Source organism: Lutimaribacter pacificus (genome assembly GCF_900142185.1).
GTDB lineage: Bacteria > Pseudomonadota > Alphaproteobacteria > Rhodobacterales > Rhodobacteraceae > Lutimaribacter > Lutimaribacter pacificus.
Window position 1 is genome coordinate 272,535 of record NZ_FQZZ01000003.1, and the last position, 25,434, is coordinate 297,968.

The 25,434-nt window shown below is 67.1% G+C and carries 29 protein-coding genes and 1 tRNA gene; 9 read left to right on the plus strand and 21 right to left on the minus strand.

The genetic code is table 11. The features are described from left to right. Positions 1 to 8 precede the first annotated feature (8 nt). Positions 9 to 776, plus strand: a complete 768-nt coding sequence (gene cobS / locus F3H87_RS10130; protein ID WP_149788858.1) for an adenosylcobinamide-GDP ribazoletransferase — start codon at positions 9 to 11, stop codon at positions 774 to 776. A 58-nt stretch (positions 777 to 834) separates the two neighbouring features. On the opposite strand, the gene F3H87_RS10135 is transcribed toward cobS, so the two are convergent. The 5 genes from F3H87_RS10135 to F3H87_RS10155 form a co-directional block, all read right to left on the minus strand. Then, entirely contained in the window at positions 835 to 1,344 is a 510-nt protein-coding gene (locus F3H87_RS10135; protein ID WP_149788857.1) for a CarD family transcriptional regulator, read from the minus strand. 301 nt (positions 1,345 to 1,645) lie between these two features. Next, positions 1,646 to 1,984: a ferredoxin FdxA gene (gene fdxA / locus F3H87_RS10140; RefSeq protein WP_149788856.1), complete on the minus strand. Its 339-nt coding sequence runs from the start codon at positions 1,982 to 1,984 to the stop codon at positions 1,646 to 1,648. Positions 1,985 to 2,036: 52 nt separating this feature from the next. Beyond that, positions 2,037 to 2,426: an RNA-binding S4 domain-containing protein gene (locus F3H87_RS10145; protein ID WP_149788855.1), complete on the minus strand. Its 390-nt coding sequence runs from the start codon at positions 2,424 to 2,426 to the stop codon at positions 2,037 to 2,039. An 8-nt stretch (positions 2,427 to 2,434) separates the two neighbouring features. Next, on the minus strand, positions 2,435 to 5,290 hold the full coding sequence (locus tag F3H87_RS10150) for a helicase-related protein (RefSeq protein WP_149788854.1): 2,856 nt from the start codon (positions 5,288 to 5,290) through the stop codon (positions 2,435 to 2,437). A 16-nt stretch (positions 5,291 to 5,306) separates the two neighbouring features. Beyond that, on the minus strand, positions 5,307 to 5,795 hold the full coding sequence (locus tag F3H87_RS10155) for a tetratricopeptide repeat protein (protein WP_223228025.1): 489 nt from the start codon (positions 5,793 to 5,795) through the stop codon (positions 5,307 to 5,309). 141 nt (positions 5,796 to 5,936) lie between these two features. Between F3H87_RS10155 and F3H87_RS10160 the strand changes: the two genes are divergently transcribed. The 4 genes from F3H87_RS10160 to F3H87_RS10175 all read left to right on the plus strand — a co-directional run bounded on the left by F3H87_RS10160 (position 5,937) and on the right by F3H87_RS10175 (position 9,585). Then, positions 5,937 to 6,227 (plus strand): SCP2 sterol-binding domain-containing protein, encoded by a 291-nt coding sequence (locus tag F3H87_RS10160; RefSeq protein ID WP_149788852.1) that lies wholly within the window; start codon positions 5,937 to 5,939, stop codon positions 6,225 to 6,227. A gap of 7 nt (positions 6,228 to 6,234) precedes the next feature. Beyond that, complete coding sequence (locus F3H87_RS10165) at positions 6,235 to 7,185, plus strand: alpha/beta hydrolase (RefSeq protein ID WP_149788851.1); 951 nt, start codon at positions 6,235 to 6,237, stop codon at positions 7,183 to 7,185. A 112-nt stretch (positions 7,186 to 7,297) separates the two neighbouring features. Beyond that, positions 7,298 to 9,118, plus strand: a complete 1,821-nt coding sequence (locus F3H87_RS10170; protein ID WP_149788850.1) for a M3 family oligoendopeptidase — start codon at positions 7,298 to 7,300, stop codon at positions 9,116 to 9,118. Further along, positions 9,115 to 9,585 carry a GNAT family N-acetyltransferase gene (locus F3H87_RS10175; protein ID WP_149788849.1) on the plus strand — a complete coding sequence of 157 codons (471 nt, stop codon included), beginning with the start codon at positions 9,115 to 9,117 and terminating at the stop codon, positions 9,583 to 9,585. Before F3H87_RS10170 ends, F3H87_RS10175 begins: the two co-directional genes overlap by 4 nt. A gap of 60 nt (positions 9,586 to 9,645) precedes the next feature. Here F3H87_RS10175 and F3H87_RS10180 read toward each other — a convergent pair whose 3' ends face one another. Then, the gene (locus F3H87_RS10180; protein WP_149788848.1) at positions 9,646 to 9,915 is read right to left on the minus strand and encodes a DksA/TraR family C4-type zinc finger protein; all 270 of its coding nucleotides are present in this window, start codon (positions 9,913 to 9,915) and stop codon (positions 9,646 to 9,648) included. 113 nt (positions 9,916 to 10,028) lie between these two features. Between F3H87_RS10180 and F3H87_RS10185 the strand changes: the two genes are divergently transcribed. Beyond that, positions 10,029 to 11,204 (plus strand): dipeptidase, encoded by a 1,176-nt coding sequence (locus F3H87_RS10185; RefSeq protein ID WP_149788847.1) that lies wholly within the window; start codon positions 10,029 to 10,031, stop codon positions 11,202 to 11,204. Between the two features lie 2 nt (positions 11,205 to 11,206). Here F3H87_RS10185 and F3H87_RS10190 read toward each other — a convergent pair whose 3' ends face one another. From F3H87_RS10190 to F3H87_RS10205, 4 genes are all read right to left on the minus strand, one after another. After that, positions 11,207 to 11,653, minus strand: coding sequence for a baeRF12 domain-containing protein (locus tag F3H87_RS10190; protein WP_149788846.1), 447 nt, complete (start codon positions 11,651 to 11,653; stop codon positions 11,207 to 11,209). Positions 11,654 to 11,724: 71 nt separating this feature from the next. Then, a complete protein-coding gene (locus F3H87_RS10195; protein ID WP_149788845.1) occupies positions 11,725 to 12,663 on the minus strand; it encodes a capsular polysaccharide export protein, LipB/KpsS family in 939 nt (312 codons plus the stop codon). Between the two features lie 80 nt (positions 12,664 to 12,743). Continuing rightward, entirely contained in the window at positions 12,744 to 13,640 is an 897-nt protein-coding gene (rpoH, locus tag F3H87_RS10200) for an RNA polymerase sigma factor RpoH (protein WP_149788844.1), read from the minus strand. A gap of 158 nt (positions 13,641 to 13,798) precedes the next feature. Further along, positions 13,799 to 14,824 (minus strand): RluA family pseudouridine synthase, encoded by a 1,026-nt coding sequence (locus F3H87_RS10205; RefSeq protein WP_149788843.1) that lies wholly within the window; start codon positions 14,822 to 14,824, stop codon positions 13,799 to 13,801. Here F3H87_RS10205 and F3H87_RS10210 point away from each other — a divergent pair. Further along, entirely contained in the window at positions 14,823 to 15,125 is a 303-nt protein-coding gene (locus F3H87_RS10210; protein ID WP_188129226.1) for a DUF6476 family protein, read from the plus strand. The two genes, F3H87_RS10205 and F3H87_RS10210, sit on opposite strands and share 2 nt — an antisense overlap. Here the strand turns inward: F3H87_RS10210 and F3H87_RS10215 are convergent. Both F3H87_RS10215 and F3H87_RS10220 read right to left on the minus strand, forming a co-directional pair. Beyond that, positions 15,126 to 15,202 (minus strand) — tRNA-His (locus F3H87_RS10215). 68 nt (positions 15,203 to 15,270) lie between these two features. Continuing rightward, positions 15,271 to 15,753, minus strand: a complete 483-nt coding sequence (locus F3H87_RS10220; protein ID WP_149788842.1) for a GNAT family N-acetyltransferase — start codon at positions 15,751 to 15,753, stop codon at positions 15,271 to 15,273. An 80-nt stretch (positions 15,754 to 15,833) separates the two neighbouring features. Between F3H87_RS10220 and F3H87_RS10225 the strand changes: the two genes are divergently transcribed. Beyond that, positions 15,834 to 16,028 carry a DUF6324 family protein gene (locus F3H87_RS10225; protein WP_149788841.1) on the plus strand — a complete coding sequence of 65 codons (195 nt, stop codon included), beginning with the start codon at positions 15,834 to 15,836 and terminating at the stop codon, positions 16,026 to 16,028. Here the strand turns inward: F3H87_RS10225 and F3H87_RS10230 are convergent. From F3H87_RS10230 to F3H87_RS10260, 7 genes are all read right to left on the minus strand, one after another. After that, positions 16,012 to 16,455, minus strand: a complete 444-nt coding sequence (locus F3H87_RS10230) for an MmcB family DNA repair protein (RefSeq protein ID WP_149788840.1) — start codon at positions 16,453 to 16,455, stop codon at positions 16,012 to 16,014. The genes F3H87_RS10225 and F3H87_RS10230 overlap by 17 nt on opposite strands. Positions 16,456 to 16,722: 267 nt before the next feature. Beyond that, positions 16,723 to 17,046: a hypothetical protein gene (locus F3H87_RS10235; protein WP_149788839.1), complete on the minus strand. Its 324-nt coding sequence runs from the start codon at positions 17,044 to 17,046 to the stop codon at positions 16,723 to 16,725. Between the two features lie 160 nt (positions 17,047 to 17,206). Continuing rightward, entirely contained in the window at positions 17,207 to 17,686 is a 480-nt protein-coding gene (gene nusB, locus F3H87_RS10240) for a transcription antitermination factor NusB (RefSeq protein ID WP_149788838.1), read from the minus strand. Continuing rightward, on the minus strand, positions 17,683 to 18,234 hold the full coding sequence (locus tag F3H87_RS10245; protein WP_149788837.1) for a 6,7-dimethyl-8-ribityllumazine synthase: 552 nt from the start codon (positions 18,232 to 18,234) through the stop codon (positions 17,683 to 17,685). The genes nusB and F3H87_RS10245 overlap by 4 nt, the downstream gene beginning before the upstream one ends. A 1-nt stretch (position 18,235) precedes the next feature. Beyond that, positions 18,236 to 19,372 carry a 3,4-dihydroxy-2-butanone-4-phosphate synthase gene (gene ribB, locus F3H87_RS10250; protein ID WP_149788836.1) on the minus strand — a complete coding sequence of 379 codons (1,137 nt, stop codon included), beginning with the start codon at positions 19,370 to 19,372 and terminating at the stop codon, positions 18,236 to 18,238. A gap of 320 nt (positions 19,373 to 19,692) precedes the next feature. Further along, entirely contained in the window at positions 19,693 to 20,664 is a 972-nt protein-coding gene (locus F3H87_RS10255; RefSeq protein ID WP_149788835.1) for an MBL fold metallo-hydrolase, read from the minus strand. A 161-nt stretch (positions 20,665 to 20,825) separates the two neighbouring features. After that, on the minus strand, positions 20,826 to 21,509 hold the full coding sequence (locus F3H87_RS10260) for a thiamine diphosphokinase (protein WP_149788834.1): 684 nt from the start codon (positions 21,507 to 21,509) through the stop codon (positions 20,826 to 20,828). A gap of 138 nt (positions 21,510 to 21,647) precedes the next feature. On the opposite strand from F3H87_RS10260, the gene F3H87_RS10265 reads away from it, so the two are divergent. Beyond that, complete coding sequence (locus F3H87_RS10265) at positions 21,648 to 23,819, plus strand: midas domain-containing protein (protein ID WP_188129225.1); 2,172 nt, start codon at positions 21,648 to 21,650, stop codon at positions 23,817 to 23,819. Between the two features lie 59 nt (positions 23,820 to 23,878). Here F3H87_RS10265 and F3H87_RS10270 read toward each other — a convergent pair whose 3' ends face one another. Further along, positions 23,879 to 24,109 carry a DUF2842 domain-containing protein gene (locus tag F3H87_RS10270; protein WP_149788833.1) on the minus strand — a complete coding sequence of 77 codons (231 nt, stop codon included), beginning with the start codon at positions 24,107 to 24,109 and terminating at the stop codon, positions 23,879 to 23,881. Then, positions 24,109 to 25,404 carry an adenylosuccinate synthase gene (locus F3H87_RS10275; protein ID WP_149788832.1) on the minus strand — a complete coding sequence of 432 codons (1,296 nt, stop codon included), beginning with the start codon at positions 25,402 to 25,404 and terminating at the stop codon, positions 24,109 to 24,111. Before F3H87_RS10275 ends, F3H87_RS10270 begins: the two co-directional genes overlap by 1 nt. Between the last annotated feature and the right edge of the window lie 30 nt (positions 25,405 to 25,434).

Consider the following 25,434-nt stretch of genomic DNA (forward strand, 5'->3'; position numbering starts at 1 on the left):
TTCGCCCCATGCCAGCGCCCGAAACCGACAGATCCCCGTTTTCCCCCGGCGATATCGCCGCCGCGCTGGGGTTGCTGACGCGCCTGCCGGTGCCCGTATCCGACGCGGCGGCGGCGCGCGGGGCGCGCGCGGCCTGGGCCTATCCGGTGGCCGGGCTGGCGGTGGCGCTGTCAGGCGGGGCCGTGGGCTGGATCGCGCTGGCACTGGGGCTGGCGCCGATGCTGGCGGCGGGGCTGGCGCTGGCCGCGATGACCGCCGCCACCGGCGCCCTGCACGAGGACGGACTGGCCGATTGCGCCGACGGGTTCTGGGGCGGGTGGGACCGCGCGCGGCGGCTGGAGATCATGAAGGACAGCCGGATCGGCACCTATGGCGTGCTGGCGCTGGTGCTGGGCACCGGCCTGCGCTGGGGCGCGCTGGGGGCGCTGTTCGCCGCGGGCCATGTCTGGGCCCCGCTGATCGCGGCGGCGATGCTCAGCCGGGCGGCGATGCCCGCGCTGATGGCCGCCCTGCCCCATGCCCGCGACAGCGGGCTGTCGCGCCACGTGGGCCGGCCGGACGGCACGACCGTCGCGGCGGGGGCGGGCCTTGCGCTGGTCGCGTCGGCGCTGGTGCTGGGGTTCGGCGCGGCGCTGGGGGCCACCGTCGTGGCGCTGCTTGCCGCGTCCTGCGTCGCGGCACTGGCCCGCGCGCGGATCGGCGGGCAGACCGGCGACGTGCTGGGGGCGGCGCAACAGGTCTGCGAAATCGCGGTGCTGCTGGCGCTCAGCGCATGAAAAAACCGCGCCCGGTGCGGGGCGCGGTTCGATTTCGATACCCTCCGGGCGTTCCGGCTTACGCGGCGCGCGATACCAGCGCCTCGTCCACCTTCCGGGCGGCGTCCACCTCGTCGCTGCCCGACACCGCGGCAACCTCGCGCGTGAGCCGTTCCAGCGCCGCCTCGTAAAGCTGGCGCTCGGAATAGCTCTGCTCGCGCTGGTCGTCGGTGCGGTGCAGGTCGCGCACCACCTCGGCGATGGCGATCAGGTCGCCCGAGTTGATCTTTTGCTCGTATTCCTGGGCCCGGCGCGACCACATCGCGCGCTTGACCTTGGCCTTGCCCTTGAGCGTTTTCATCGCCTGGCTGACCACGTCGGGGCTGGACAGGCTGCGCATCCCGATCTCGGTGGCCTTGTTGGTGGGCACCCGCAGCGTCATCTTGTCCTTTTCGAAGGAGATCACGAAAAGCTCCAGCTTGATGCCGGCGATTTCCTGCTCTTCGATCGAGATGATTTGTCCAACGCCATGGGCCGGATAGACCACGTAGTCATTGGGGCGAAACTCGGCTTTCTTGGCTTTGCTCATTCAGTCCTTCCTTGCAAGCGACCGCCCGGGGATCGGGCGACAGCGAACACGGCGTGGCCTGTCCAGGCCCCGTCGAGCAGCGTTTCTTGTCGCAAAATACACCGGCTGCCAGCATCCTCCGGCTCGGGTGCGTCAGGTGTTTCATGTCATATGAGCGACACAATAGCACAAAACAAGGGCACAATCAAAACCCATGCCGGGCCTGTGCCGAATCCGTGGGTTTCGGCACAAGTCAATCCGGCAAATCGCAGCCGCCCCGCATTCTGACCTTACGTCACGCCGGCCAGCGGGCGCGAATCGGTCAGCCGCCCTCGCCCGGCGCCTCGGAGAAATACTTGCCCAGTTTCTCGGGTTCGCCGTCGCGTTCCTCGGCCTCGGGCAGCGGGTCTTTCTTCGAGATGATGACCGGCCACATTTCCGAGTATTTCCGGTTGAACTCGACCCATTGCTCCATGTCGGGCTCGGTATCGGGGCGGATCGCGTCGGCGGGGCATTCCGGTTCGCACACGCCGCAGTCGATGCATTCGTCGGGATGGATCACCAGCATGTTCTCGCCCTCGTAGAAGCAATCCACTGGGCAGACCTCGACGCAGTCGGTGTATTTGCAGGCGATGCAGTTATCAATGACGACATAAGTCATGGGCGTTTCTCATCCTTGACGGTTGCCCCGTGACCTAGACCAGAGGGCGGGATCAATCAAGCACCCTGCGCCGGGCTGCGTCGATCTTTCGCCGGTCGCGTTTCGTGGGGCGGCCACCATCGCCATGGGCGTTGTCATAGGCCGGGGCGCGGGCGGGCGTTTCGGGGGCGGGATCGCTCAGATCGTCGTAAAGCGCCTGCGCCTCGGGGGCCGGTCCGCGCCTGGTGCCGACCGCCACGATCCGCACCACCCGCACGCGATCGCCCTTGGCGAATGTCAGAACGTCCCCCGGCCCGACCTTGTGCGCGGGCTTGCCGGCCTTGTCGCGGTTCACCCGCACATGGCCGCCGCTGACCATGTCGGCGGCGATCCCGCGCGATTTCGCAAACCGCGCGTGATACAGCCACTTGTCCAGCCGGATGCGGGCGACCTCGTCGGACAACGTGCCGCTCAGCCCTTGTCCTTCAACCCCATCAGCGCCGCTGCGAACGGGTTGTCGGGGTCGATCCGGTCGGATTTCTTCGGCGCGGCGGAATAGGTCTTGGGGCCGGCCTCGCGGCGCGGGCCCTTGCCCTTGGGCGGCCTGCCCTTGCCTTTTTGCGGCTTGCCGCCACGGCCCTTGTTGCCGTCACGCTCGGGGCGTTTTCCGCCGCCGCTGCGCGCGCGCCCGGCCCAGGTAAAGGTATAGAACACCTCGGTTTCGGGCGTATCCGCGGCGGTATCCGGCGCCTCGCCCACCGGCGTTTCGCCTTCCGAGGCTTCGGGGATCGCGGGCGCAACCTCGGCCTCCGCAGGCAGATCCTCGGCCACCGGGGCGATGCCTTCGTCAGCGATCTCCTCGACCTTGTCGGCGATTGTTTCGGGCGTTGCCTCCCCTGCCGCTTCGGCCTGCTGGTCGGGGGCCTCTGCCACCGCCTGATCCACCGGCTTGACCTTTTCGCGCTCGCCCTTTTCGGCCTTGTAGCCGAGGCCCTGCATCAGGTCGGCGAACTGTTCCAGTGTCATGCCGGTGATCGACAGCATGTCGGCCGTCGCCTCGAACCCGGCGCGGCTGTCCTGCCCGCGCAGCATGTCGGCCAGCCGTTCCAGCATGTCGATACGGATCGAGCGTTCGCCCGCCGCGCGATAGCCCGCCATCGCATCGTAGCCTTCGGGCGCCGCCTTGTCGGTCGGCACCGTCACCAGCCCCGGCGGCGGCGCCTCGGGGAAGGTATCGAGCCCTTTGGCCAGGCTCCACAACACCAGCCGCAGCCGGGTCGGTGCGGGTTTCAGCAAGAGCGGCATGAAGATGGTGAACTGCCCGAACCGCACGCCATGCTTGCGCAGCGCGCCGCGCGCGTCCTGATCCAGCGCCTTGACCTCGTCGGCCACCGCGCCGCGCGGCAGGATGCCGAGCCCTTCGACCAGCCGGAAGGCGAAACCGCGCGCCAGCCCGGTCAGCGCCTCGTCGCGCGACAGCGCCAGCAGCGGCTCGAACAGGGTGGCGACCTTGCGATCCACGAAATGCTGCAACCGGCGCTCGACCTTCTGGCGGACATCCGTGCCCGCCTCGTCGTCGACAAAGCCCTGCACCTGCGGCTTGAGGGGGTCGGCCCCGGCGACAAGCTTGCCCACCGCCTGTTCGCCCCACATCAGCCCGCCCTGTTCGGTAAAGTCGATCTCGGTATCGGGCGCGTTGTAGAAACGATCGGCACGCAGATGGAATTGCGGCACCAGCGCCTGCAGCGACGCGCTGCGCAGCGTCCTGGCCTCCTGCCCGGTCGCGTCCTTGTCCTGACGGAAGCGGAACCCTTCCAGACGACCGACGAATTCGCCTTCGACGGTCACTTCACCCTTGTCGTTCACCTCGGCCAAAAGGGCCTCCTTCTGCTTGAGCCGGCGCAACAGCACGCTGGTGCGCCGATCCACAAATCTTTGTGTCAGACGCATGTGAAGCGCATCTGACAGGCGATCTTCTACCGCGCGGGTTTCGCCACGCCAATGACTTTCGTCATTTACCCAGCCCTTGCGCTGCGCAACGTAGGTCCATGTGCGGATATATGCCAGCCGCTTGGACAGCGCGTCGATGTCGCCGTCGGTGCGGTCGATGCGGCGCACCTGCCGGGCCAGCCAGTCGTCGGGCATGCCGCCGCCCTCGTACAGAAAGCCGAAGATACGCTCCAGCAGGCCCGCATGTTCGGCATGGCTGATGCCGCGGAAATCGGGAACGCGGCAGACATCCCACAGCAGCCGGACCGAGGCCGCATCCGAGGCGCGCGCCGCGATTTCGCCCTGTTCGGCCAGCGCCTTGAGCGCCAGCAGGTCGTCGCTGTCGCGGGTGCGCGTCAGCAATTCGTCGCGCGGCTGCTCCTCGAGCGAGGCGATCAGCGCAGCGGGCGAGCCGAAACTGAGCGCGGCGTTGCGCCATTGCAGCTTGCGGATGGGGGCAAAGCGGTGATCGCAGATCGCCTGCGCCACCTCCTCGGGGATCGGCGGCGCCTCGCCGGTGACGCCGAAGGTGCCGTCCGACATGCCCCGCCCCGCGCGCCCGGCAATCTGGGCCAGCTCGTTGGGCGCCAGCGGCCGCATCCGCCGCCCGTCGAACTTGCTCAGCGACGAAAAGGCGACGTGGTCGATATCGAGGTTCAGCCCCATCCCGATGGCGTCGGTGGCCACCAGGTAATCGACCTCGCCATTCTGGTAAAGCTCCACCTGCGCGTTGCGCGTGCGCGGGCTGAGCGCGCCCATCACCACCGCCGCACCGCCCTTCTGGCGCCGCAAAAGCTCGGCGATGGCATATACATTTTCAACCGAAAACCCCACGATCGCGCTGCGCGGCTGCATCCGGCTTATCTTTTTCGAACCCAGATAAGAAAGCTGCGACATCCTCTCGCGGTGCATGAACTGCACCTCGGGGACCAGCGCCGCGATGGTGGGCCGCATGGTGTCCGAGCCAAGGAAAACCGTTTCGTTCAGCCCCCGCGCCCGCAGCAGCCGGTCGGTAAAGACATGGCCGCGTTCCGGGTCGGCGCAAAGCTGGATCTCGTCCACCGCCAGGAAATCGCAGCCCAGCCCCTCGGGCATCGCCTCGACCGTGCAGACCCAGTATTGCGCACGCTCGGGCACGATCCGTTCCTCGCCGGTGACCAGCGCCACCACCGACGGGCCGCGCACCGCGACGATCCTGTCATAGACCTCGCGCGCAAGCAGCCGCAGCGGCAGCCCGATGATGCCGGTGCGATAGCCCAGCATCCGCTCGATCGCGTAATGGGTCTTGCCGGTATTCGTCGGCCCGAGGACCGCCGTTATCCGCTCGTTCCGGGCCATGCCGCCCCCGCCTGTGTCAGAGTTCGCGGCCTTCGACCTCGGCCTTCAGCCGGGCGCGCGCCGCCCTGGCCTCGTCGTAATGCGGGTGCATCTGCAGGACAAGCGCATAGGTCTCGTAGGCCAGCGCGGGCTTGTCCAGCTGCTCCAGCACGGTGCCCAGCCCGTAAAGCGCGTCGAAATGATGCGGGTTCAGCATCAGCGCCTGTTCCAGGTCGGCCAGCGCCGGGCCGGCCAGCCCTTCGGCGAAATAGGCCTGCGCGCGGCCGTGATAGGCCTCGGCGAAATCCGGCGCATGGTCGATCACGGCCGAGAAATGGTCGATCGCCGCCGCGGTCTCGCCCCGCTCCAGCGCGTCCTGCCCGCGTTTCAGCACCAGGTCCATCGCGTCCGAACCGCTTTGCGCCCATTTCATGCGAATCTCGCGCGTGATACCCTTGGAATCCACCGCCTCGGCGTCTTTCAGCCGGTCGTATAGCGGGGTCAGCGCCGCCTCGTCCGCCGTCACGGGTAAGGAATACGTGACTGTCAGCAAGGCTGCCGCGACGATATGTTTGATGATCGGGGGCCACGTGCTCATAACGTGTAAAAGTGTAATGCACCTTCGGGGGAATACCAGCCCCCGCCAGATCAAAAAGGGATGATCGAGATGAGCAACGTGATCGAGGCCGCCGTCGCGGCCCTGAACGACAAGCTGGGCGGAACCGATTTCGACGGGTCGGCGAAATTCGTCATCGAAGGCGAAGGCGCCGTTGTCGTCGATTCGTCGGGCGCGCGCGCCAGCGACGAAGAGGCCGACGTGACCCTGACCGCCGATACCGACACCTTCCAGTCGATGATGTCGGGCGATCTGAACCCCACCGCGGCCTTCATGTCGGGCAAGCTCAGCGTCGATGGCGACATGGGCATGGCGATGAAGCTGGGCACGATCCTGGGCTGACCCGACCGTGAAGCCTGCGCCGTTCTTTGCCGATCTTGCCGACGGGCCCGGAACCGGCGCAGCCTGGTGGCTGACCGCGGATGACGGCCCGCGCATCCGCGTGGGCGCATGGCCGCTCGACGGCGCGAAAGGCACCGCGCTGATCTTTCCCGGCCGCACCGAGTATATCGAGAAATACGGCCGCGCCGCCCGCGACCTGGCGGCGCGCGGCTATGCCACGCTGGCGATCGACTGGCGCGGGCAGGGCCTGGCCGACAAGGCGCTCGACGATCCGGCCACCGGCCATGTGGAGCGGTTCACCGACTACCGGAACGACGTGGCCGCCGCGCTGCGCGCCGCCGAAACGCTGGACCTGCCCCGCCCCTGGCACCTGATCGCGCATTCCATGGGCGGCTGCATCGGGCTGCGCGCGCTGTACGAGGGCCTGCCGGTCAACACATGCGTATTTTCCGCGCCGATGTGGGGGATCACCATGCCGGCCCGGAAACGCCCCGTCGCCTGGGCGCTGGGGTGGAGCACGCTGCACCTGCGGCTGGGCACCGCGATGGCCCCCGGCACCAGCCCCCGGCATTACGTCGCCAGCGAACCGTTCGAGGGCAATCCGCTGACCACCGACCCCGAAATGTTCGACTATATGCGCCGGCATCTCGAAGCCGAGCCCGCGCTGGCCCTTGGCGGCCCGTCGATCCGCTGGGTCTATGCCGCGCTGTCCGAGATGCGCAACCTTGCCCGGCGCCCCGCGCCCGGCCTGCCCTGCCTGACCTTTCTCGGCACCGGGGAAACCATCGTCGATCCGGGCCGGATCAGGGCGCGCATGGCCAACTGGCCCGGTGGCGAGCTGCGCATGATCGCGGGCGCCGAACACGAGGTGATGATGGAAACCCCGCCGATCCGCGCCGATTTCTTCGACCGCGCGGCGGCGCTGTTCGACGCACATCGCGGCACCGCCCCGGCCTGAGCGGGTCAGCCGAAACCGCAGGCAAACGCCACCGGCGCGACACGGCCAGGGTTGAGGCCCCGGCCCCCACGCCATATGTCTGGGCACAAGCGACAGAACAAAGGACCGCACCATGTTCCACCTGCCCTTCCCCGTCCGCGATGCCAACGCCGCCTCCGGCTCCGGCAACCTGGGCGATTTGCCCGAATGGGATCTGACCGACCTCTACAAGGGCGAGGACGACCCGCAGCTGCAAACGGACCTGGACTGGCTGGAACGGGAATGCGCCGCCTTCGCCGCGGATTACGAGGGCAAGCTGGATACGCTCGACGCCGTGGGCCTGCTGGGCTGCGTGCAGCGCAACGAAAGGATCAGCGCCATCGCCGGGCGCATCATGTCTTTCGCGGGCCTGCGTTACTACCAGCTGACCACCGATGCGGGCCGGGCGAAATTCCTGTCGGACGCACAGGAAAAGATCACCAATTTCACCACGCCGCTGGTGTTCTTCACGCTGGAGCTGAACCGGATCGACGATGCGCGGCTGGATGCGATGCTGGCCGATAACGCCGATCTGGGCCGTTACCGCGCGGTTTTCGACCGAATCCGCGCGATGAAGCCCTATCAGCTGTCCGACGAGCTGGAAAAATTCCTGCACGACCTGGGCGTGGTGGGCGATGCATGGGAACGGCTGTTCGACGAAACCATCGCCGGGCTGGGCTTCGAGGTGGATGGCGAGCCGCTGAATATCGAGGGCACGCTGAACCTGCTGACCGACCATGACCGCGACAGGCGCGAATCCGCCGCGCGCGAACTGGCCCGCGTTTTCGGCATGAATATCAAGACCTTCGCCCGCGTTCACAACACGCAGGCCAAGGAAAAGGAAGTGATCGACCGCTGGCGCGGGATGCCCACGGCGCAGACCGCGCGGCACCTGTCCAACGATGTCGAACCCGAGGTGGTCGAGGCGCTGCGCAACGCCGTTGTCGCCGCCTATCCCCGCCTCAGCCACCGCTATTACGAACTCAAACGCAAGTGGCTGGGCCTCGACCGGATGCAGGTCTGGGACCGCAACGCGCCGCTGCCGATGGACACGCCCCGCATCGTCGGCTGGGACGAGGCCCGCACCATCGTGACCGAGGCCTATGCCGGGTTCGATCCGCGCATGGCCGATCTGGCCGAACCGTTCTTTACGAAGGGCTGGATCGACGCGGGCGTGAAACCGGGCAAGGCGCCCGGCGCCTTCGCGCATCCCACGGTGACGGATGTGCACCCCTACGTGATGCTGAACTATCTTGGCAAGCCGCGCGACGTGATGACCCTTGCGCATGAGCTGGGCCACGGCGTGCACCAGCGGCTGGCCGCCGACCAGGGCGAAATGCTGTCCTCGACCCCGCTGACGCTGGCCGAAACCGCCTCGGTGTTCGGCGAGATGCTCACCTTCCGCAAGATGCTGGACAAGGCGAAGGACGACACCGAACGCAAGGTGCTGCTGGCCGGCAAGGTCGAGGACATGATCAACACCGTGGTCCGCCAGATCGCGTTCTACGATTTCGAATGCAAGCTGCACGAGGCGCGGCGCGGCGGCGAACTGACCCCGGACGACATCAACGATATCTGGATGAGCGTTCAGGGCGAATCCCTCGGCCCGGCCTTCGATTTCATGGACGGGTATGAAACCTTCTGGGCCTATATCCCGCATTTCATCCACTCGCCCTTCTACGTCTATGCCTATGCCTTCGGCGACGGGCTGGTGAACGCGCTCTACGCCGTCTACGAAGAGGCGCCCGAGGGCTTTCAGGACAAGTATTTCGACATGCTCAGGGCGGGCGGGTCCAGGCACCACAAGGCGCTGCTGGCGCCCTTCGGGCTGGATGCCTCCGACCCGGAATTCTGGACCAAGGGCCTGTCGATGATCGAAGCCATGATCGACGAGCTTGAGGCGATGGAGGGGTGAGCGTCACGCTTGCCCCGCTGTCGCGGGACGATCCCGGCCGGGTGGCGCATATCCGCGTCCATCCCGACCAGGTCCGGTTTTCCGGCACCGTGGCGCAGGCTTTCGCCGCCGACGAGGCGGGCGTGGATTTCCACGCCATCCTCGAAGGTCCGCAGCCGGTGGGCTTTTTCAAGATCGACCGGCTTTACCCCGAAACCTACCCCTTCGCGCAGCCGGGCGAGCTGGGCCTGCGCGCCTTCATGGTCGATGCCGGGTGCCAGGGCCGGGGCCTTGCCAGCGCCGCGATCCGCGCCCTGCCCGCCTATCTGCGGCGGCACTACCGCGACGCGCCGGCGCTGGTTCTGACGGTCAACCTGGCCAACCCGGCGGCGATCCGCGCCTATCTCAAGGGCGGGTTCACCGACACGGGCGAAATCTGGCCGCACGGGGCAGCCGGGCCGCAGCAGGTCATGCGCCTGTCCCTCTGACCGCTTCATCGTTCTGGAAATACTCAAAAAACAGCCCCATCCCCGGACACGCCCGGGGGATCATTTCAACTGGCTGTCCTTCGACCCGCGCCGGTTGATCCCCCCGCGCGCCTTGTAGGCGCCATCCCGCTCGGCGGCGCAATCGACGCAGAGCTTGACGCCCGGGATGGCCTGCCGGCGTTTCCCGGGGATCTCCTCGCCGCATTCGGCGCATTCCGTCAGGCTGTCGCCCACCGGCTTGGGGCGCGCCTGCATCCGCTTCAACTCGTCCTCGATCGAGGCTTCGATCTGTTCGCTCACCGCGCCGTCGCGGGCCCATCCACCGGCCATGTCCATGCCCTCCGTTCCTGCCAGTTTACCCGAAACAGCCAGCAGCCGCCACGTCAGGCTTGGCCCGCCGCGATTTTTGCCGCACCTTTCCGACAAACGCAGGGAGGGACGTCATGCGCTTCATTCTAAAGGGCCTTCTGGGGCTGGTCGTTCTGGCGCTGGTGGCGCTGGCCGGGTTCTTCGCCTTCGCCCCCGCCTATGTCGAGTCGCAGCGCAACGCGATCGTCCCGCACGATCCCTACCCTGTCAGCGCCGAGGCGCGCGCGCTGCACGAAGGGCTGGTCGTCGGCGACTGGCACGCCGATCCGCTGCTGTGGAAGCGCGACCTGACCGAACGCGGCACGCGCGGCCAGGTCGATATCCCCCGTCTGATCGAGGGCGGCGTCGCGGTTCAGGTCTTTACCGCCGTCACCAAATCCCCCGCCGGCCAGAATTACGAGGAAAACAGCGCCGAGGCGTTCGACAACATCACGCTTCTCGCCTTTGGCCAGCTCTGGCCGATGCGCACCTGGACCAGCATTTACGAGCGCGCGATCTACCAGGCGCAAAAGCTGCACGGGTTCGCGGAGGATATGGACGGCACGCTGAGGATCATCAGGACCGAGGCCGATCTCGACGCGGTGCTGGCCGCCCGCGCGGCGGGGCAGGAGGTGGTCGGCGGCATCCTCGGGGTCGAGGGGCTGCACCCGCTCGAAGGCGATTTCGACAAGCTTGACGGGCTGTACGCCGCGGGTCACCGGCTGTTCGGGCTGCACCATTTCTTCGACAACGAGCTTGGCGGCTCGCTGCACGGGATCGGCGACAAGGGGCTGACCGAATTCGGCCGCCGGGTGGTGGCGGACCTGGCCCGCCGCCCGGTCATCATCGACGTGGCACATTCCAGCCCCCGCGTCGTCGCAGAGGTGCTGGAAATAACCGATGTGCCCATCGTGCTGTCGCATTCGGGCATCCACGGGCATTGCCCGGTCAAGCGCAACATACCCGACGAGCTGATGCGCCGCGTCGCGGCCACCGGCGGGGTGATCGGCATGGGCTACTGGGCCGATGTTGTCTGCGGGCCGATCACGCCCGACGGCATCGCCGCGATGATCCTTACCGCCATCGAAACGGTGGGCGAGGATCATGTCTCGCTCGGGTCGGATTTCGACGGCTCGGTCGAAACCGCCTTCGACACCTCGGAACTGCCCGCGCTGACCCATGCGCTGCTGCAACAGGGGCTGAGCGAGGCGCAGATCGCCAAGGTCATGGGCGGCAACATGATCCGCGTGCTGCGCGCGCGGCTGGACTAAGCCTAAACGGCCAGAACGTCGTCCAGATGCGCGGGCAGGTCGGCCAGCGGCAGCTTGATCAGATCCTTGTCCAGATCGGCGCGCAGCACGGATTTCAACGCCTCGGGCATGTCGTCGCGCAAAGCGCCCAGCATCTTGGGCGCGGCGGCCACCACCAGCCGGTCATACCCATCGGCGGCAAAGATCCGGGCGGTTTCGTCCATCACGTGATCGGCGAAATCCTCGCGCTGCTGGCGGCGTTCCGATGTGGGGCGTTCGAACCCGTGATGGGCCATGCCCGGCGCGGCACGCTGGCTGCCGGGCGCGTCGGCATAGCGCGCGCTGATCGCGCCCAGGTCGTCGACGGTATATTCCGCCACCTCGGCTATGCCCTTGCCGACGCCGGTGTTTTCGCAAAGCCGCATCTTCTTTTCACTGGCCAAAAGGATCAGGGTGCGGATGGGTTTCATGCCACTCTTCCTTTCATTCGCGTTGCATGTTCGAGTCTGGGCACGATCGGCCCCGCGTTCAATGATTTGTATCAGATTGCATGGCCCGTGGCACGAACACGCCGCAGAACCTGCCCGGTCAGCGCGTCCGCGCCGGCATTCACGCAGTTCAGGCCGAAATACCAGTAGACGTATTTCGCGTATTGCCGGGCCGGTGCCGGGGCGGCCAGCGCCGCGGCCAGTGCGGCGGGGTCTTGCGCGGTGGTGGCGATATGGTGGAAATCGGTTTTTCCGCACAGGATCACCGGCTTGCGGTGCAGATACGCCTCGACCCCCACGGCCGAGTTGATCGTGACCACCCGGTCCGAGGCGGCGATGATGTCGTGGATATTGCCGGTGCTGATCTGCAGCCGGGGATGGGCGTCGCGCAGCGCGATCAGCCGGTCATAGACCGCGCTGTCCAGCTCGCGCGGGTGGGGTTTGACGATCACCGTTCCGTTTGTGGCGTCGAGAACGGTTTGCAGCATCGTCCAGCGGTCCATGTAACAGGTCTCGCCCACGATGCGGTGGGTTTCGGACTGGAAGAACACCGCCGCCTGCGCATCGGGCAGCGCGCCGGGTTCCTGCGGCTGCTCATAGCGCGATACGCGCGCTTCGACCAGCCGCGCGCGCAGGCGGCGAAAGAACGCCTGCGCCTTGTCGGCATCCACACGGGCGGGACGAAAGGATTTGTCGGCGATAGAGGAAAACGCCCGTATCCCCTGCGGATCGAGGTTCCAGAACGGGTAGATATAGGCAATCCCGGCATTCAGCACGCGAGGGTGGCGCAATTGCCCGTGATTGACGATGTGAAAGGCGTCGTCGTCGTCAATCTTGCCGGGCAGCGCGTTGCGGTCGATCGGCACCGCGCGCCAGCCGATCCCGGCCTCGGACAGCCCGGCCGTCAGCTTGCGGTAAAAGGGCAGCATGGCCGACGGGTCGGCCACCCAGTCGCGCGGCAGGTGAAAGACGATCTCGCTCATCGCCGCCATAGGACAGCCCCCGCCCGGCAAAGACAAGGCCCCGCGCGTCGCCGCACGGGGCCTGCCTGTTTTCGGTGGGTCCGCACGCCTTACGCGGCGGGCAGCATCCCCTTTTCGGCGGCCAGTTCGCGCATCCGTTCCTGCAGCTTTTCGAAGGCGCGCACCTCGATCTGGCGGATGCGTTCGCGGCTGACGTCGTATTGCGTGCTGAGGTCTTCCAGCGTCACGGTATCCTCGCTCAGCCGGCGCTGGGTCAGGATATCGCGTTCACGCTCGTTCAGCACCGACATCGCCTCGGCCAGCATCTCGCGCCGCGCCTCCAGCTCGTCGCGTTCCTCGTAATCGGCGGCCTGGTCGGCGTCTTCGTCCTCCAGCCAGTCCTGCCATTGCATGGTGCCTTCGCCCTCCTGCCCCACGGTGGCATTGAGCGATGCATCCCCGCCCGACATGCGGCGGTTCATGCTGATGACCTCGTCCTCGGTCACGCCCAGGTCATGCGCGATCTGCTTGACGTTCTCGGGGCGCAAATCGCCCTCTTCCAGCGCGCCGATACGGGCCTTGGCCTTGCGCAGGTTGAAGAACAGCTTTTTCTGCGCCGAGGTCGTGCCGAGCTTCACAAGGCTCCAGGATCGCAGGATATATTCCTGGATCGAGGCGCGAATCCACCACATCGCATAGGTCGCAAGGCGGAACCCCTTTTCGGGATCGAACCGCTTGACCGCCTGCATCAGGCCGACATTCGCCTCGGAAATCACCTCGGCCTGCGGCAGGCCGTAGCCGCGATAGCCCATGGCGATCTTGGCCGCCAGCCGCAGGTGCGACGTGACCATCTTGTGCGCGGCTTCCGCATCCTCCTGCTCGACCCAGCGCTTGGCCAGCATGTATTCCTCTTCCGGCTCCAGCAGCGGAAATTTACGGATTTCCTGAAGATAGCGGTTCAGCCCGCCTTCGGGCGTCGGTGCCGGCAGATTTGCGTAATTGCTCATGTTCCCTGTCCCCTCCTTAATGTTTAAGGGCTTAACATAGCAGATAGGGCGCTATGCGACCCGTTTCAAGGGTTCGTGTCCTACATACGGGATATGGGCAAACCTCCGTCGGTTTACCCGTTCTGTGACAGCGCGATCACGCCCTTGTGCACGGGGTTTCAGCCCCGCAATGCCGCCAGCAGCGCCGCGAAATCGGCGGGCGGCGCGGCCTCGAACCGCAGGGTTTCGCCGGTCACGGGATGCACGAAGCCCAGGATCGCGGCGTGCAGCGCCTGCCGGGCAAAGCCGCGCGCCGCCCCGGCAGCGACCGGGCCAAGCGCCTTTTCCGACAGCTTGCGCCGCCCGCCATAGACCGGGTCGCCAATCAGCCCGTGCCCGGCATGGGCCATGTGCACGCGGATCTGGTGCGTGCGCCCGGTTTCCAGCCGGCATTCGACCAGCGCCGCCGCCGGGGGCTGGCCAAAGCTTTCCAGCACCCGCGCCCGCGTCACCGCGTGCCGCCCGCCCTGGAACAGCACCGCCTGCCGCTGGCGGTCGGTCTTGTGGCGGGCAAGCTGCGTGGTGATCTTCATCACGCCGCCGGGTTCGAAGCTGACGCCGCGCACGCCCTTGAGGCGCGGATCGGCCTGGTCGGGCACCCCGTAGCACAGCGCAAGATACGCGCGCTCGACGGTGTGTTTCTCGAACTGTTCGGCCAGCCCGTGATGGGCGCGGTCGGATTTCGCCACCACCAGCAGGCCGCTGGTGTCCTTGTCGATCCGGTGCACGATGCCGGGCCGCTTTTCGCCGCCCACCCCGGACAGCGTGTCGCCGCAATGATGCAGCAGCGCGTTGACCAGCGTGCCGCCGGGGCTGCCGGGCGCGGGATGCACGACCATGCCGGCGGGCTTGTCGATGACGATCAGGTCGTCATCCTCGTACACCACGTCCAGCGCGATATCCTCGGCGCCGATATGGCTTTCGGTGGCCTGTTCCACGGTGATCTCGACGATATCGCCCTCGGCCACCCGCGCCTTGGCGTCGGTGGCGACCGCGCCGTTCACGCGCACCGCGCCTTCGGCGATCAGGCGGGCCAGCCTTGTGCGCGACAGCGCCGCCGCCTCTGGCACATCGCGCGCCAGCGCCTTATCAAGGCGGGGCGGCGGTTCCGCGCCGATACGCACGGTGACAAGGGTGCTTTGCATGGATGACCTGCCCCAGCCGGAAGAACCGGCAAACCTGAAATTCCTCCGCCTGCTGGTGACGACCCTGACGGCGGTGATGATCGTGGGCGTCATAGTGGTGATCGCGCTGCTTGTCACCCGTCTGCGCGACCAGGGCCCCGCTCTGCCCGACCGGATCGCCCTGCCCGCGGGCACCGGCGCCACGGCGTTCACGCAAGGGGACGGCTGGTTCGCGGTGGTCACCGACGATGACCGCATCCTGATCTACAATGCGACAACGGGCGCGGTGCAGCAGGAAATCACGGTCACGGCCGGGGAATGATGGTACCGCCTCCCTGGCTTGAACAGGGGACCTCTGGATCCACAATCCAGCGCTCTAACCAACTGAGCTAAGGCGGCACTGACGGGCGATTTAGCGGGCTGCGTGCGCGATTGCAAGAGGATTGGGCGGATTTTCTGCGCCCCGCCTACAGGTCGATTTCCCACGCCTGTTCCACAAGGTCGACGCCGAAATTATGCACCGGCACCGACCGGGTGCAGCGCCATCCGTGGCTGGCATAAAGCGCGCAGGCCGCGCGGTGGCTTTCATGGGTCCAGAGCGCCATGCGCCGGTATCCGCGCGCCCGCGCCCAGTCCATGCAGGTGGTCAGCAACCGGTGGCCCAGCCCCAGCCCGCGCGCGCCGGGCACGATCAGGAACAGCCGCAGCTTGGCGGTCGCGGCGTCCTGGCGCACGCAGAATATGCTGCCCAGCCGCTCATCCCCGCGCCACGCGATCCAGGCGCGTTCGCATTCGGGGTCGTTTTCGCGGATATAGGCGGCCAGGATTTCGGCCACCAGCGCCTCGAACGTCTTGTCGAACCCCTCTTCCCGGGCATAAAGCATCCCGTGCTGCTGGATCAGCCAGCCCGCATCGCCAATCGCAAGGTCGCGCAGTTCGATATCGTCCATGATCCGCATCTGACCCTGCGGCGGCTTGCCAATCAAGGGTGAAACCGCTAATCGCCCGTTCCAGACCAAGGAGACGCCAGATGGGCATCAATACCGAACGCGATATCGAGGCGAACCTTCAGATCGGCCCGACCGATCACGGCATGGTGCGCCTGTTCATCGAAGCGGGCGAGATCGAGATCCCGATGGATTTCTCCCCCGAAGAGGCCGAGGAAATCGCCGAGGAAATCCGCGCCGCCGCCCGCATGGCGCGCGGCGTCAAACCCCGAAAGTGAAATCCGGGTCGCGGAACGCGTGCAGCCTGCGGGCGGCATGAACCGCGAATTTCTGCGTCAGCACCTTGCGGCGCGGCGCGGGCAGTTTCGCCTCGGGGCCCATGCGGATAATCTCGGCATCCCAGGCATCGGCCAGGATCAGCCCGGTTTCGTCCGGCAAAAGCTCGGTCGGGAAATCGGCATCGACCGCCCAGAAATACCTGTCGCACCAGTCCAGGTAGCCCTGCCATTTGCTGTCGGACTGGAAATCGGCGCGGCAGGATTTGCATTCCACCACCCACAGCTCGCCCCTGGGGCCCAGCCCCATCACGTCGACGCGCAACCCGCGCGCGGGCACGAATTCCTCGACAGAGACAAAGCCGTGGCTGGCCAGGTGCCGGGAAACGCCACGCGCCAGAAGCTGTCCGGGTTGGGTGCGGTCGGTCATGGCACGATCATGAACATATCGTGAACAAATGCAACCCCTTGTCGGAGGGCCCGCAAGGGATTACGTAGCGGATTGGCGGGTGCTGCTCTTCTCGTGAAACGGTTGCATTCCGGTGGCCTTAAGCAATTCCGAGGGAGTTGGCTCTGTCCGGGTCCTGGCCCGGTTACCTGACGCCCACCTGTATATACAGGTCCTCGGGAATGAGAAAACCACACGGTCGCTGCGGGCCCGCCACTTTTCCCTTTGTTTTCAGAAAATTAGCGCCGCTCAGCGGCGGCGCGGCGCGCGTGCGGCAGCCTTGACCGGCACCGGGCGCGTCATGTCCACACGGACGGGGCTGCGGTTGCCGCCGCGCGGCTCGTCATCGTCGTCGTCCTTCATCCGCATCACGGCAATGGCGAACTGCACCCCGGCGAACACGATCCCGTTGGCCAGCCACAGCACCAGAACGGCCAGCAGCCCCTTGTCGGAATGGGTAACGAGGTGCCAGAGGTTCGCCACGTTGAAATACAGCATCATCCCCACGAACGCCGCCGCGATGCCGAAGCCGATGGCGACATTGACGATATAAAGGCGGATGAGCCGGGGCATGGGTTTTCTCCGTGAAGCTGGTATTCAGGATAGGCCAGCGCCCCGCGCCTTCAAGCCCAAAGCCGGAAAAACAGGCGGATCGGGCCGGTTTCGGCCGCAACTGCGCTGATTTGCAGCAGGCAAACCGGGCCGGTGCGCCCGGCTTTGCCCTGCCGGGGGATCAAAACGCCTCGGGCCGCGCCTCGCGCGCCATGTGGTCGAGCACGGCGTTGACGAAACCGGGCTCGCGCCCGTCGGGAAAGAAGGCGCCGGCGATATCGACGAATTCCTTGATCACGACCTTTGGCGGGGTGTCCTGCGTCACCAGTTCGGCGCCCGCCGCGCGGAACAGCGCGCGCAGCACGGAATCGATGCGCCCCAGCGGCCATTTCGCCACCAGCGCGCGGTCGGTCATGTGGTCGATCTTCGACTGCCAGTTGACCGCCTCTTCCACCAGGGCGCGGAACAGGTCGGGATTGCCCTCGGCCATCTCGTCGCCCTCGTAGGTGGCGCCGAAGCGGTGATCGAGGAATTCCTGCACCACCGCATCGGCGGACTGGCCGGATTGTTCCATCTGGAACAGCGCCTGCACGGCATAAAGCCGGGCGGCGGATTTCTTCTGTCTGCGGGCATCGCCCTTGGGCGCGGAGCGGCTGGTCATGCGGTGGTGTCGTCCCTGGATTGCCCCGCGATCCGGTATTCGTCGCGCGCGGGCTGGAACCCCACGCCGGCGCGGGGCGCGCCCCACTTACGGGCAAGCGCCACCAGATGCAAGGCCGCCGCGGCCGCCCCGCCGCCCTTGTTCTGATCGCCGGGATCGGCGCGGACCTCGGCCTGCTTGCGGTTTTCCACCGTCAGGATGCCGTTGCCGATGCACAGCCCCTGAAGGCCCAGCAATGTCAGGCCCCGGCTGCTGTCGTTGCAGACGGTGTCGTAATGCGTCGTCTCGCCCCGGATCACGCAGCCAAGCGCCACGTAGCCGTCGAAATTGCTCAGCCGTTCGGCCATGCCGATGGCGGTGGGTATCTCCAGCGCGCCGGGCACCTCGACGATGTCCCAGGTGCCGCCCGCGGCCTCGATCTCGGCCGTGGCGCCGGCGATCATGTTGTCGGCAATGTCCCTGTAATAGGGCGCGACCACGATCAGCAGCTTCACCGGCTTGTCGAACTCGGCGCGCGGCAGGGTATAGTGGGTTTCCGATCCGGCCATCTCAGGCACCTCTCGTGATCTTGCGGGTTCCGGTGATCTCCAGCCCGTAGGCGTCCAGCCCGACCACCTTGGGGGTGCCGGAATTGGTCAGCAGTTCCAGCCGCGACAGCCCCAGAGAGCTGAGGATCTGCGCCCCCAGCCCGTATTGGCGCAGGGTTTGCGGGCTCACCTCGCCCTCGTGCACGATCTTCATTTCCAGGTCGCGCAGCAGCACCACGACACCGCGCCCCTCCTGCGCGATCTGGCGCATGGAATCGCTGAACTCGAACGCGCGCCCCTTCGGCCCCGCGCCGACCATGTCGTGCAGCGGGTCGAGCGCGTGCATCCGCACCAGCACCGGCGTGTCGCCCGAGATGTCGCCCTTGATCAGCGCGATATGCTCGGCCCCCTGGGTTTCGTCGGTATAGACCCGCATCTGCCACGCCCCGCCGAATTCCGAGGTGATGGTCTTTTCGGCGCTCATCCTGACCAGGTTGTCATAGCGGCGGCGATAGCCAATCAGGTCCGAGATCGTCCCGATCTTCAGCCCGTGCCGCTGCGCGAAGGCCACCAGATCGGGCAGCCGCGCCATGGTGCCGTCCTCGTTCATGATCTCGCAGATCACGCCCGACGGGTTGAGCCCGGCCAGCCGCGCCACGTCGACCGCCGCCTCGGTATGGCCGGCGCGCACCAGCACGCCGCCGTCGCGGGCGCGCAGCGGAAAGACATGGCCGGGCGTGGCGATATCCTGTGCCCCCTTGCCCGCGTCGATCGCCACCGCGACCGTGCGGGCACGGTCATGGGCAGAGATCCCGGTGCTGACGCCCTCGCGCGCCTCGATCGAGATGGTGAAGGCGGTTTCGTGGCGCGACGAGTTGTGGGTGCTCATCAGGTGCAGGCCAAGCTGGTCCACCCGGTCCGAGGTGAGCGACAGGCAGATCAGGCCGCGCCCGTGGGTGGCCATGAAATTGATCGCCTCGGGCGTGGCCATCTGCGCGGGGATCACCAGATCGCCCTCGTTCTCGCGGTCCTCGTGATCGACGAGGATGAACATGCGCCCGTTGCGCGCGTCCTCGATGATGTCCTCGATCGACGAGATCGCATCGTGCCAGTTTTCCTCGACCGGGCCGGGTGTTTCGTATTTCGCGCTTTCGGCCATCTGCATCCCCTGCGGCATCCTACCCCGGCGAGATAGCGCAGGGCGCCCGGGATGGCCAGAGGGACGGCGCGTCCTCCCCCAAGATCAAAGCGGAAGTTTGAAAGATGCACCCGCCCGGAACAGCCGCGCAAGCGGCCCGGGCATCGCACGGCCGCCCCCCGGCCGGGCGATTGGCTGCCGCAGGTGCCACGGCCTGAGGGAGGAGGTGGCTGCAGGATAAACTGCCACTGACAGCCGTTGGATCGCCCGACCGCGGCCGTGCGATGCCCTTCTGTTGCGAACTGCAGGGGAGCAGGTCGCGCCCCCCCCCCCTGCCCCCGTCACTCGGTGAATTGCCACAGCGCGGGCAGGAAGCGATAGCTGTCGCCCTCGCGCAGCACATGGCCCACGCCGGGGAACGGGAAGTGATAACCCAGGATCGCGATCCGGTCGGCGGCGGCCATGTCCAGCAGGCGCATCCGCGTCGCCACGGTCTGATCGCCATCGGCGTCGAAATTGTTGTACCATTCGGGATGGGCGAAATTGGTATAGGCGTGCGACATGGCATCGCCCAGCGCCATCACCTGCCTGCCGCCCGCCTCCAGAACCACGCTCATATGGCCCGGCGTGTGGCCGGGCGTGTCGATCACGCGGATGCCCGGCACGATTTCCTGGTCGTTCTGCAGCAGCGTCCAGTCCAGCCCATCGGCGGTGAGCGAGTTCACCGCCCCCAGCACGAATTGCTGGTCCTCGGGCGCCACCCGGTTCACCAGGTCGTCCTGAATCCAGTAATCGTGCTCGGCCTGACCGATGAAATACTGCGCGTCGGGAAACAGCGGCTCGTCGAAATCGTCGCGGATGCCCCAGATGTGATCGGGATGGGCATGGGTGATGACCACATGGGTGATCCCGGACGGGTCGATGCCGGCATTCTCCATGTTGGCCATCAGCCGCCCGACCGTGGGCAGGAACCGGCTGCCCGAGCCGACATCGACCAGCACCTTGGCGTCGCCGCTTTCCACCAGCAGGTGGTTGGTATGGGAATAGCCGTCTTCGGGCGACAGGTAATGCGCCTCAAGGAAGGCCCGCACCTCGTCGCGCGGGGCGTTCACGCCCAGCCCGTCGGCGGGCAGGCTGAAGAACCCGTCCGACAGGATGGTGATGCGCGCATCGCCCAGGGTAAAGCGGAAATGCGCGGGGTTGGGCGTGTCGGGCGCGCCGAGCTGCGCGCGCACCGCACCCGGCAGCGCAAAGGCCGGCGCCATCGCGGCCAGTTTCAGGATCTCGCGGCGCGTGGGTTTCAGAACTGTCATCTAAGGCATCCTCCCGTTCCTGCGTTTCGTGCAAGGATAGGGCACGGCGCGGCGGACGCAATGCATTTCGTGAATATGATACGGGTCGCGGGCGGGGGGCTTCGTTCAAACCCCGGCGGATCGCCGGCACGCCATCCTTTGGGAAACGGACCCCCGGTTCGTCACGGCGCCGGCCACGCCCCGGGCGTTGCCAGCAGCGTTCGCACCAGCGGGTCCAGCGCGTCGCGCGGCAGGATAAGCAGCATCCCCGGCGCGGCAAAGCGCAGCCGCACCGGCCCGGTCGCCACGTTCGAGGTGCCCACCCGCGCGTCGGGCGCGAAATCCAGCCCGTCGATCGGCCAGTGCAACCCCTCGGACCAGCCATGCAGCGCGCGCATCGGAAACAGCGACACCCGCGTGCCGGGATGCAGGTCGATCGTCAGGTCGGGCGGTGCCAGCGTCACAAGTTCGTCCATCCCCACCAGCACGCAACGGCGGTGCGGATGGCGCACCAGCGCGTTGAAATTCGCCAGCTCGTGATCGCGCCGCGCCCCCATGAACCCCGCGCCCAGGATCAGCGGCGCCGCGACCGAGCGCAGCGCCTTGTCGAAATCGGTGCTCTCCTGTTCCGCGATACGGTGCAGCCGCGCCGGGTCGATCCGGGCGCGCGCGGCATCGTCCAGGCTGTCCATGTCGCCGATCACCGCCAGCGGCATCTCGCCCGACGCCAGCACCAGCCCCGCGCCGCCATCGGCCGCGACGATCCCGGGCGCGTGGCGGCGCAGGTCGGCAAGCAGCGCGCGATCCGCCCAGCCCCCGCCGACCAGCGTCAGGGGCGCCTCGCTTTCAACAATTTTATCGGTCATTGATTGATTATCCACGTTTTTGGAAACAAATCACATTCCGGCCACGAAATGATACGGTAATAACCGAAGATTCGTTCACGTTTCGGCGTCACCGGGGTGCTAGATGTCGGCTCGCAGGCAACGAAAGGCGATGTGAACATGGTGAACACGAGTAAAATCCTGACGGTTTCCTATGGCACGTTCTCGTGCACGCTGGAAGGCTTCGATGACTCGTTCGAAACGATGAAGGCAATCGCGGAGTATTTCCGCGACCTGGCCGCCGACGATCGCTATTTCGGGGCCGAACCGCCGACCCCGGACGCCGAGATGCTGGCCCGTATCGCCGAGCGTGAAGTTGCCCGCCGGGTCGAGGCACGCGAGGAACGGGGCGGGATCGTCCTGCGCGCCGCCGACGCCGCAACGGCCGCCCCGGCCATCGGCACCGCTGCCGCCGCGCAGGAGGCCGAGGCCGAACCCGAGGCCCCGGCGCAAGAGCCGGAAGCCGCCGCCGCGCCTGCCCCCGTGACGGACAAGACACCCGAGGCCGTGGAGCCCGAGCTGGCCGAGGCAGAGGAACCCGAGGCTGCCGAGGTCGCGGAACCCGAGGCGGAGGAACCCGCCGCCGAACTCACGATGCCCGTGAGCGAAGAACCCGAAATCGAGCACGTCGTCCCCGCCGCCGCGGCCACCGATGAAAACTCGATCGCGGCCAAGCTGCAGCGCATCCGCGCGGTCGTGTCGCGTAACGCCGCCGAGGCCAGCGATTATTCCGAAGACCAGCACGCCGACAGCTTCGTCGAGCCTGAAATCGCCTCGCTCGACGCGGTGCTGACCGAAGGTGCCGATGCCGACGCCCCCGCCGACATGGCCGGGGACGACGACAGCATCCTGTCCGATATCCTGGCCGAAACAGCCGTGGAAGACGCGCCCGAAGACCTGGCCGAACCCGCCGTGGCGGCGGAGGATACAGCCGATACGCTTGAGGACGAGCTGCAGGCGCTGGCCGGGGACGCCGTCGAAGAAACGCAAGAGCACGCACCCGAAGAGACCCTGACGCTGGACGACGAAACCCGCATCGACGACACCGCCGGGGACTCGGACGAGGACGACGTTGCCGGCATCCTCGACAAGCTGGCCGGCCTGTCGGATGACGAGGCCGAAGACGCGCCCGAAACCGTCGCAACGGACGAGGACGAAACCGCCGCCTCCACCGAACTGGACGAGCTGGACGATTTCCTGTCGACCCTCGCCCGCGAGGAAGACGAGGACGCGGAAACCGCGCAGGACGACGCGGTCGAGGAAACCGCCATCGCCGAAGAACCCGCGCCGCTGCGCGCCCGCGTCGTCAAGATGAAGCGCGCCGATTTCGAGGCCGCCATCGCCGGGGGCCAGCTCGAAGCCGCCGATGACGAGGACGACTGGGACGACGACTGGGACGCACTGGACGACAGCGCCCTGTCGCCCGAGGAAGAGGCCGAGTTGCAGGCCGAACTGGCCGAGGTCGAGGCCGAGCTGGAAGACGAGGATTCCGGCATACACGCCTTCGACGACGAGGCCGGGGACGAGATCGACTCGATCTTCGCCGAGGCCGAGGACGACAGCCCCGACCTGCAGGAACGCCGCCGCGCCCGCGAACAACTGGACGAGGCCGCCTCGGAACGCGACATGAGCCGCCTGATGGCCAAGACCAACAGCGAGATGGACGAACCCGAATCCGCCAACCGCCGCAGCGCGATCCAGCACCTGCGCGCCGCCGTCGCCGCCACCCGCGCCGACAAGGCGGCCGGTATCAGCGCCCGCGAGGATACCATCAGCGAAGCCTTCCGCGAGGATCTGGCCAGCGTCGTGCGCCCCCGCCGCCCCCGCACCGAGGGCAACGGCACCGCCCGACCGACCGAACAGGCGCGGCCTGCCCCGCTCAAGCTGGTGGCGGAACAGCGCATCGACGCCCCCGCCACCCCGCAGGCGCCGGTGCGCCCGCGCCGCGTGTCGATGGCCGATATCCACGAGGAACGGCGCGACGCCGTCCATGCCACGACCGACGGCGAAAGCTTTGCCGATTACGCCGAGTCGATGGGCGCGCATGACCTGCCCGAGATCCTCGAGGCCGCGGCCTCGTACCTGTCCTTCGTCGAAGGCCGCGACCAGTTCTCGCGCCCGCAGCTGATGACCCGCGCACGCTCGGCCATCGGCGACGATTTCAGCCGCGAGGACGGGCTGCGCAGCTTTGGCCAGCTTCTGCGCCAGGGCAAGATCCAGAAGCTCAAGGGCGGCCGGTTCACCGTGTCCGACGATATCGGCTTTCAGCCCGGCGAACGCCGCGCGGGCTGAGCCCGGTCACAACGCATGAAAAAAGGCGGGCATCGCGGCCCGCCTTTTCGATGTTCCGGCTATGGCCCCTGGTCGGGATCGTCGGGATCGGGCTGCCCCACCCCGCGAAAGATGAACCGGAACGGCAGCGCCCACAGAAACCCCAGCCCGACATAGACCAGCAACTCGGCCCAGATCGGCGGGCGGCCCAGCATGTTCACCACCGTCACCGCCACCACCACATAGGCCGGTAACCCGATCAGCAGGATTACCAGCGCCCATCGCTTGCGGGCTTTGTAACCCAGCGCCATCAGTCCGAGAACGGGTCGGTTACAAGGATCGTGTCGTCCCGTTCCGGCGAGGTGGACAACAGCGCGACCGGGCATTCGATCAGCTCCTCGACCCGGCGCACGTATTTGATCGCGTTGGCGGGCAGCTCGGCCCAGCTGCGCGCGCCTTCGGTGGACTCCGACCAGCCTTCCATTTCCTCGTAGACCGGCACGCAGCGGGCCTGCTGGTCGGCGGCGGTCGGCAGGTAATCCAGCCGCTCGCCGTCCAGTTCGTAGCCGACGCAGATCTTCAGCGTGTCGAACCCGTCCAGTACATCCAGCTTGGTCAGCGAGATGCCGTTCACGCCGCTGGTGGCGCAGGTCTGGCGCACCAGCGCCGCGTCGAACCAGCCGCAACGGCGCTTGCGCCCGGTCACGGTGCCGAATTCGCGCCCGCGCTCGCCCAGCCGCTGGCCGTCACCGTCGTGCAGCTCGGTCGGGAACGGCCCCTCGCCGACGCGGGTGGTATAGGCCTTGACGATACCCAGCACGTAATCGACCGCCCCCGGCCCCAGGCCGACGCCGGTGGCCGCCTGCCCCGCGATCACGTTCGAGGAGGTGACGAAGGGATAGGTGCCGAAATCGATGTCCAGAAGCGCGCCCTGCGCCCCTTCGAACAGGATACGCTTGCCGGATTTGCGTTTCTCGTTCAGCACCCTCCAGACCGGCGCGGCGTATTTCAGGATCTCGGGCGCGATCTCTGTCAGCGCGGCGATCAGGCCGTCGCGGTCGATCGGCTCGACCCCCAGCCCCCGGCGCAACGGATCGTGATGCTGCAGCGCGCGGTCCACCCGCGCCTCGAGCGTGGCGGCGTCGGCCAGGTCCGCCACCCGGATCGCGCGGCGGCCCACCTTGTCCTCGTAGCACGGGCCGATCCCGCGGCCGGTGGTGCCGATCTTGGTGCCCTTGCTGGCGGCCTCTTCACGGGCGCGGTCAAGCTCGCCGTGATAGGGCAGAATCAGCGGGGTGTTCTCGGCGATCATCAGCGTCTCGGGCGTGATATCGACGCCCTTGCCGCGGATCGTCTCAATCTCCTGCAGCAGATGCCAGGGGTCCAGCACCACGCCGTTGCCGATAATGCTCAGCTTGCCGCCGCGCACCACCCCCGAGGGCAGCGCGTTCAGCTTGTAGACCGTGCCGTCGATCACCAGCGTATGCCCGGCGTTATGCCCGCCCTGGAAGCGGCAGATCACATCGGCCCGCTCCGACAGCCAGTCGACGATCTTGCCCTTGCCCTCATCGCCCCATTGCGCGCCCACAACGACCACGTTTGCCATGTCACGACCCTTTCCTGACGGCAGAAACCG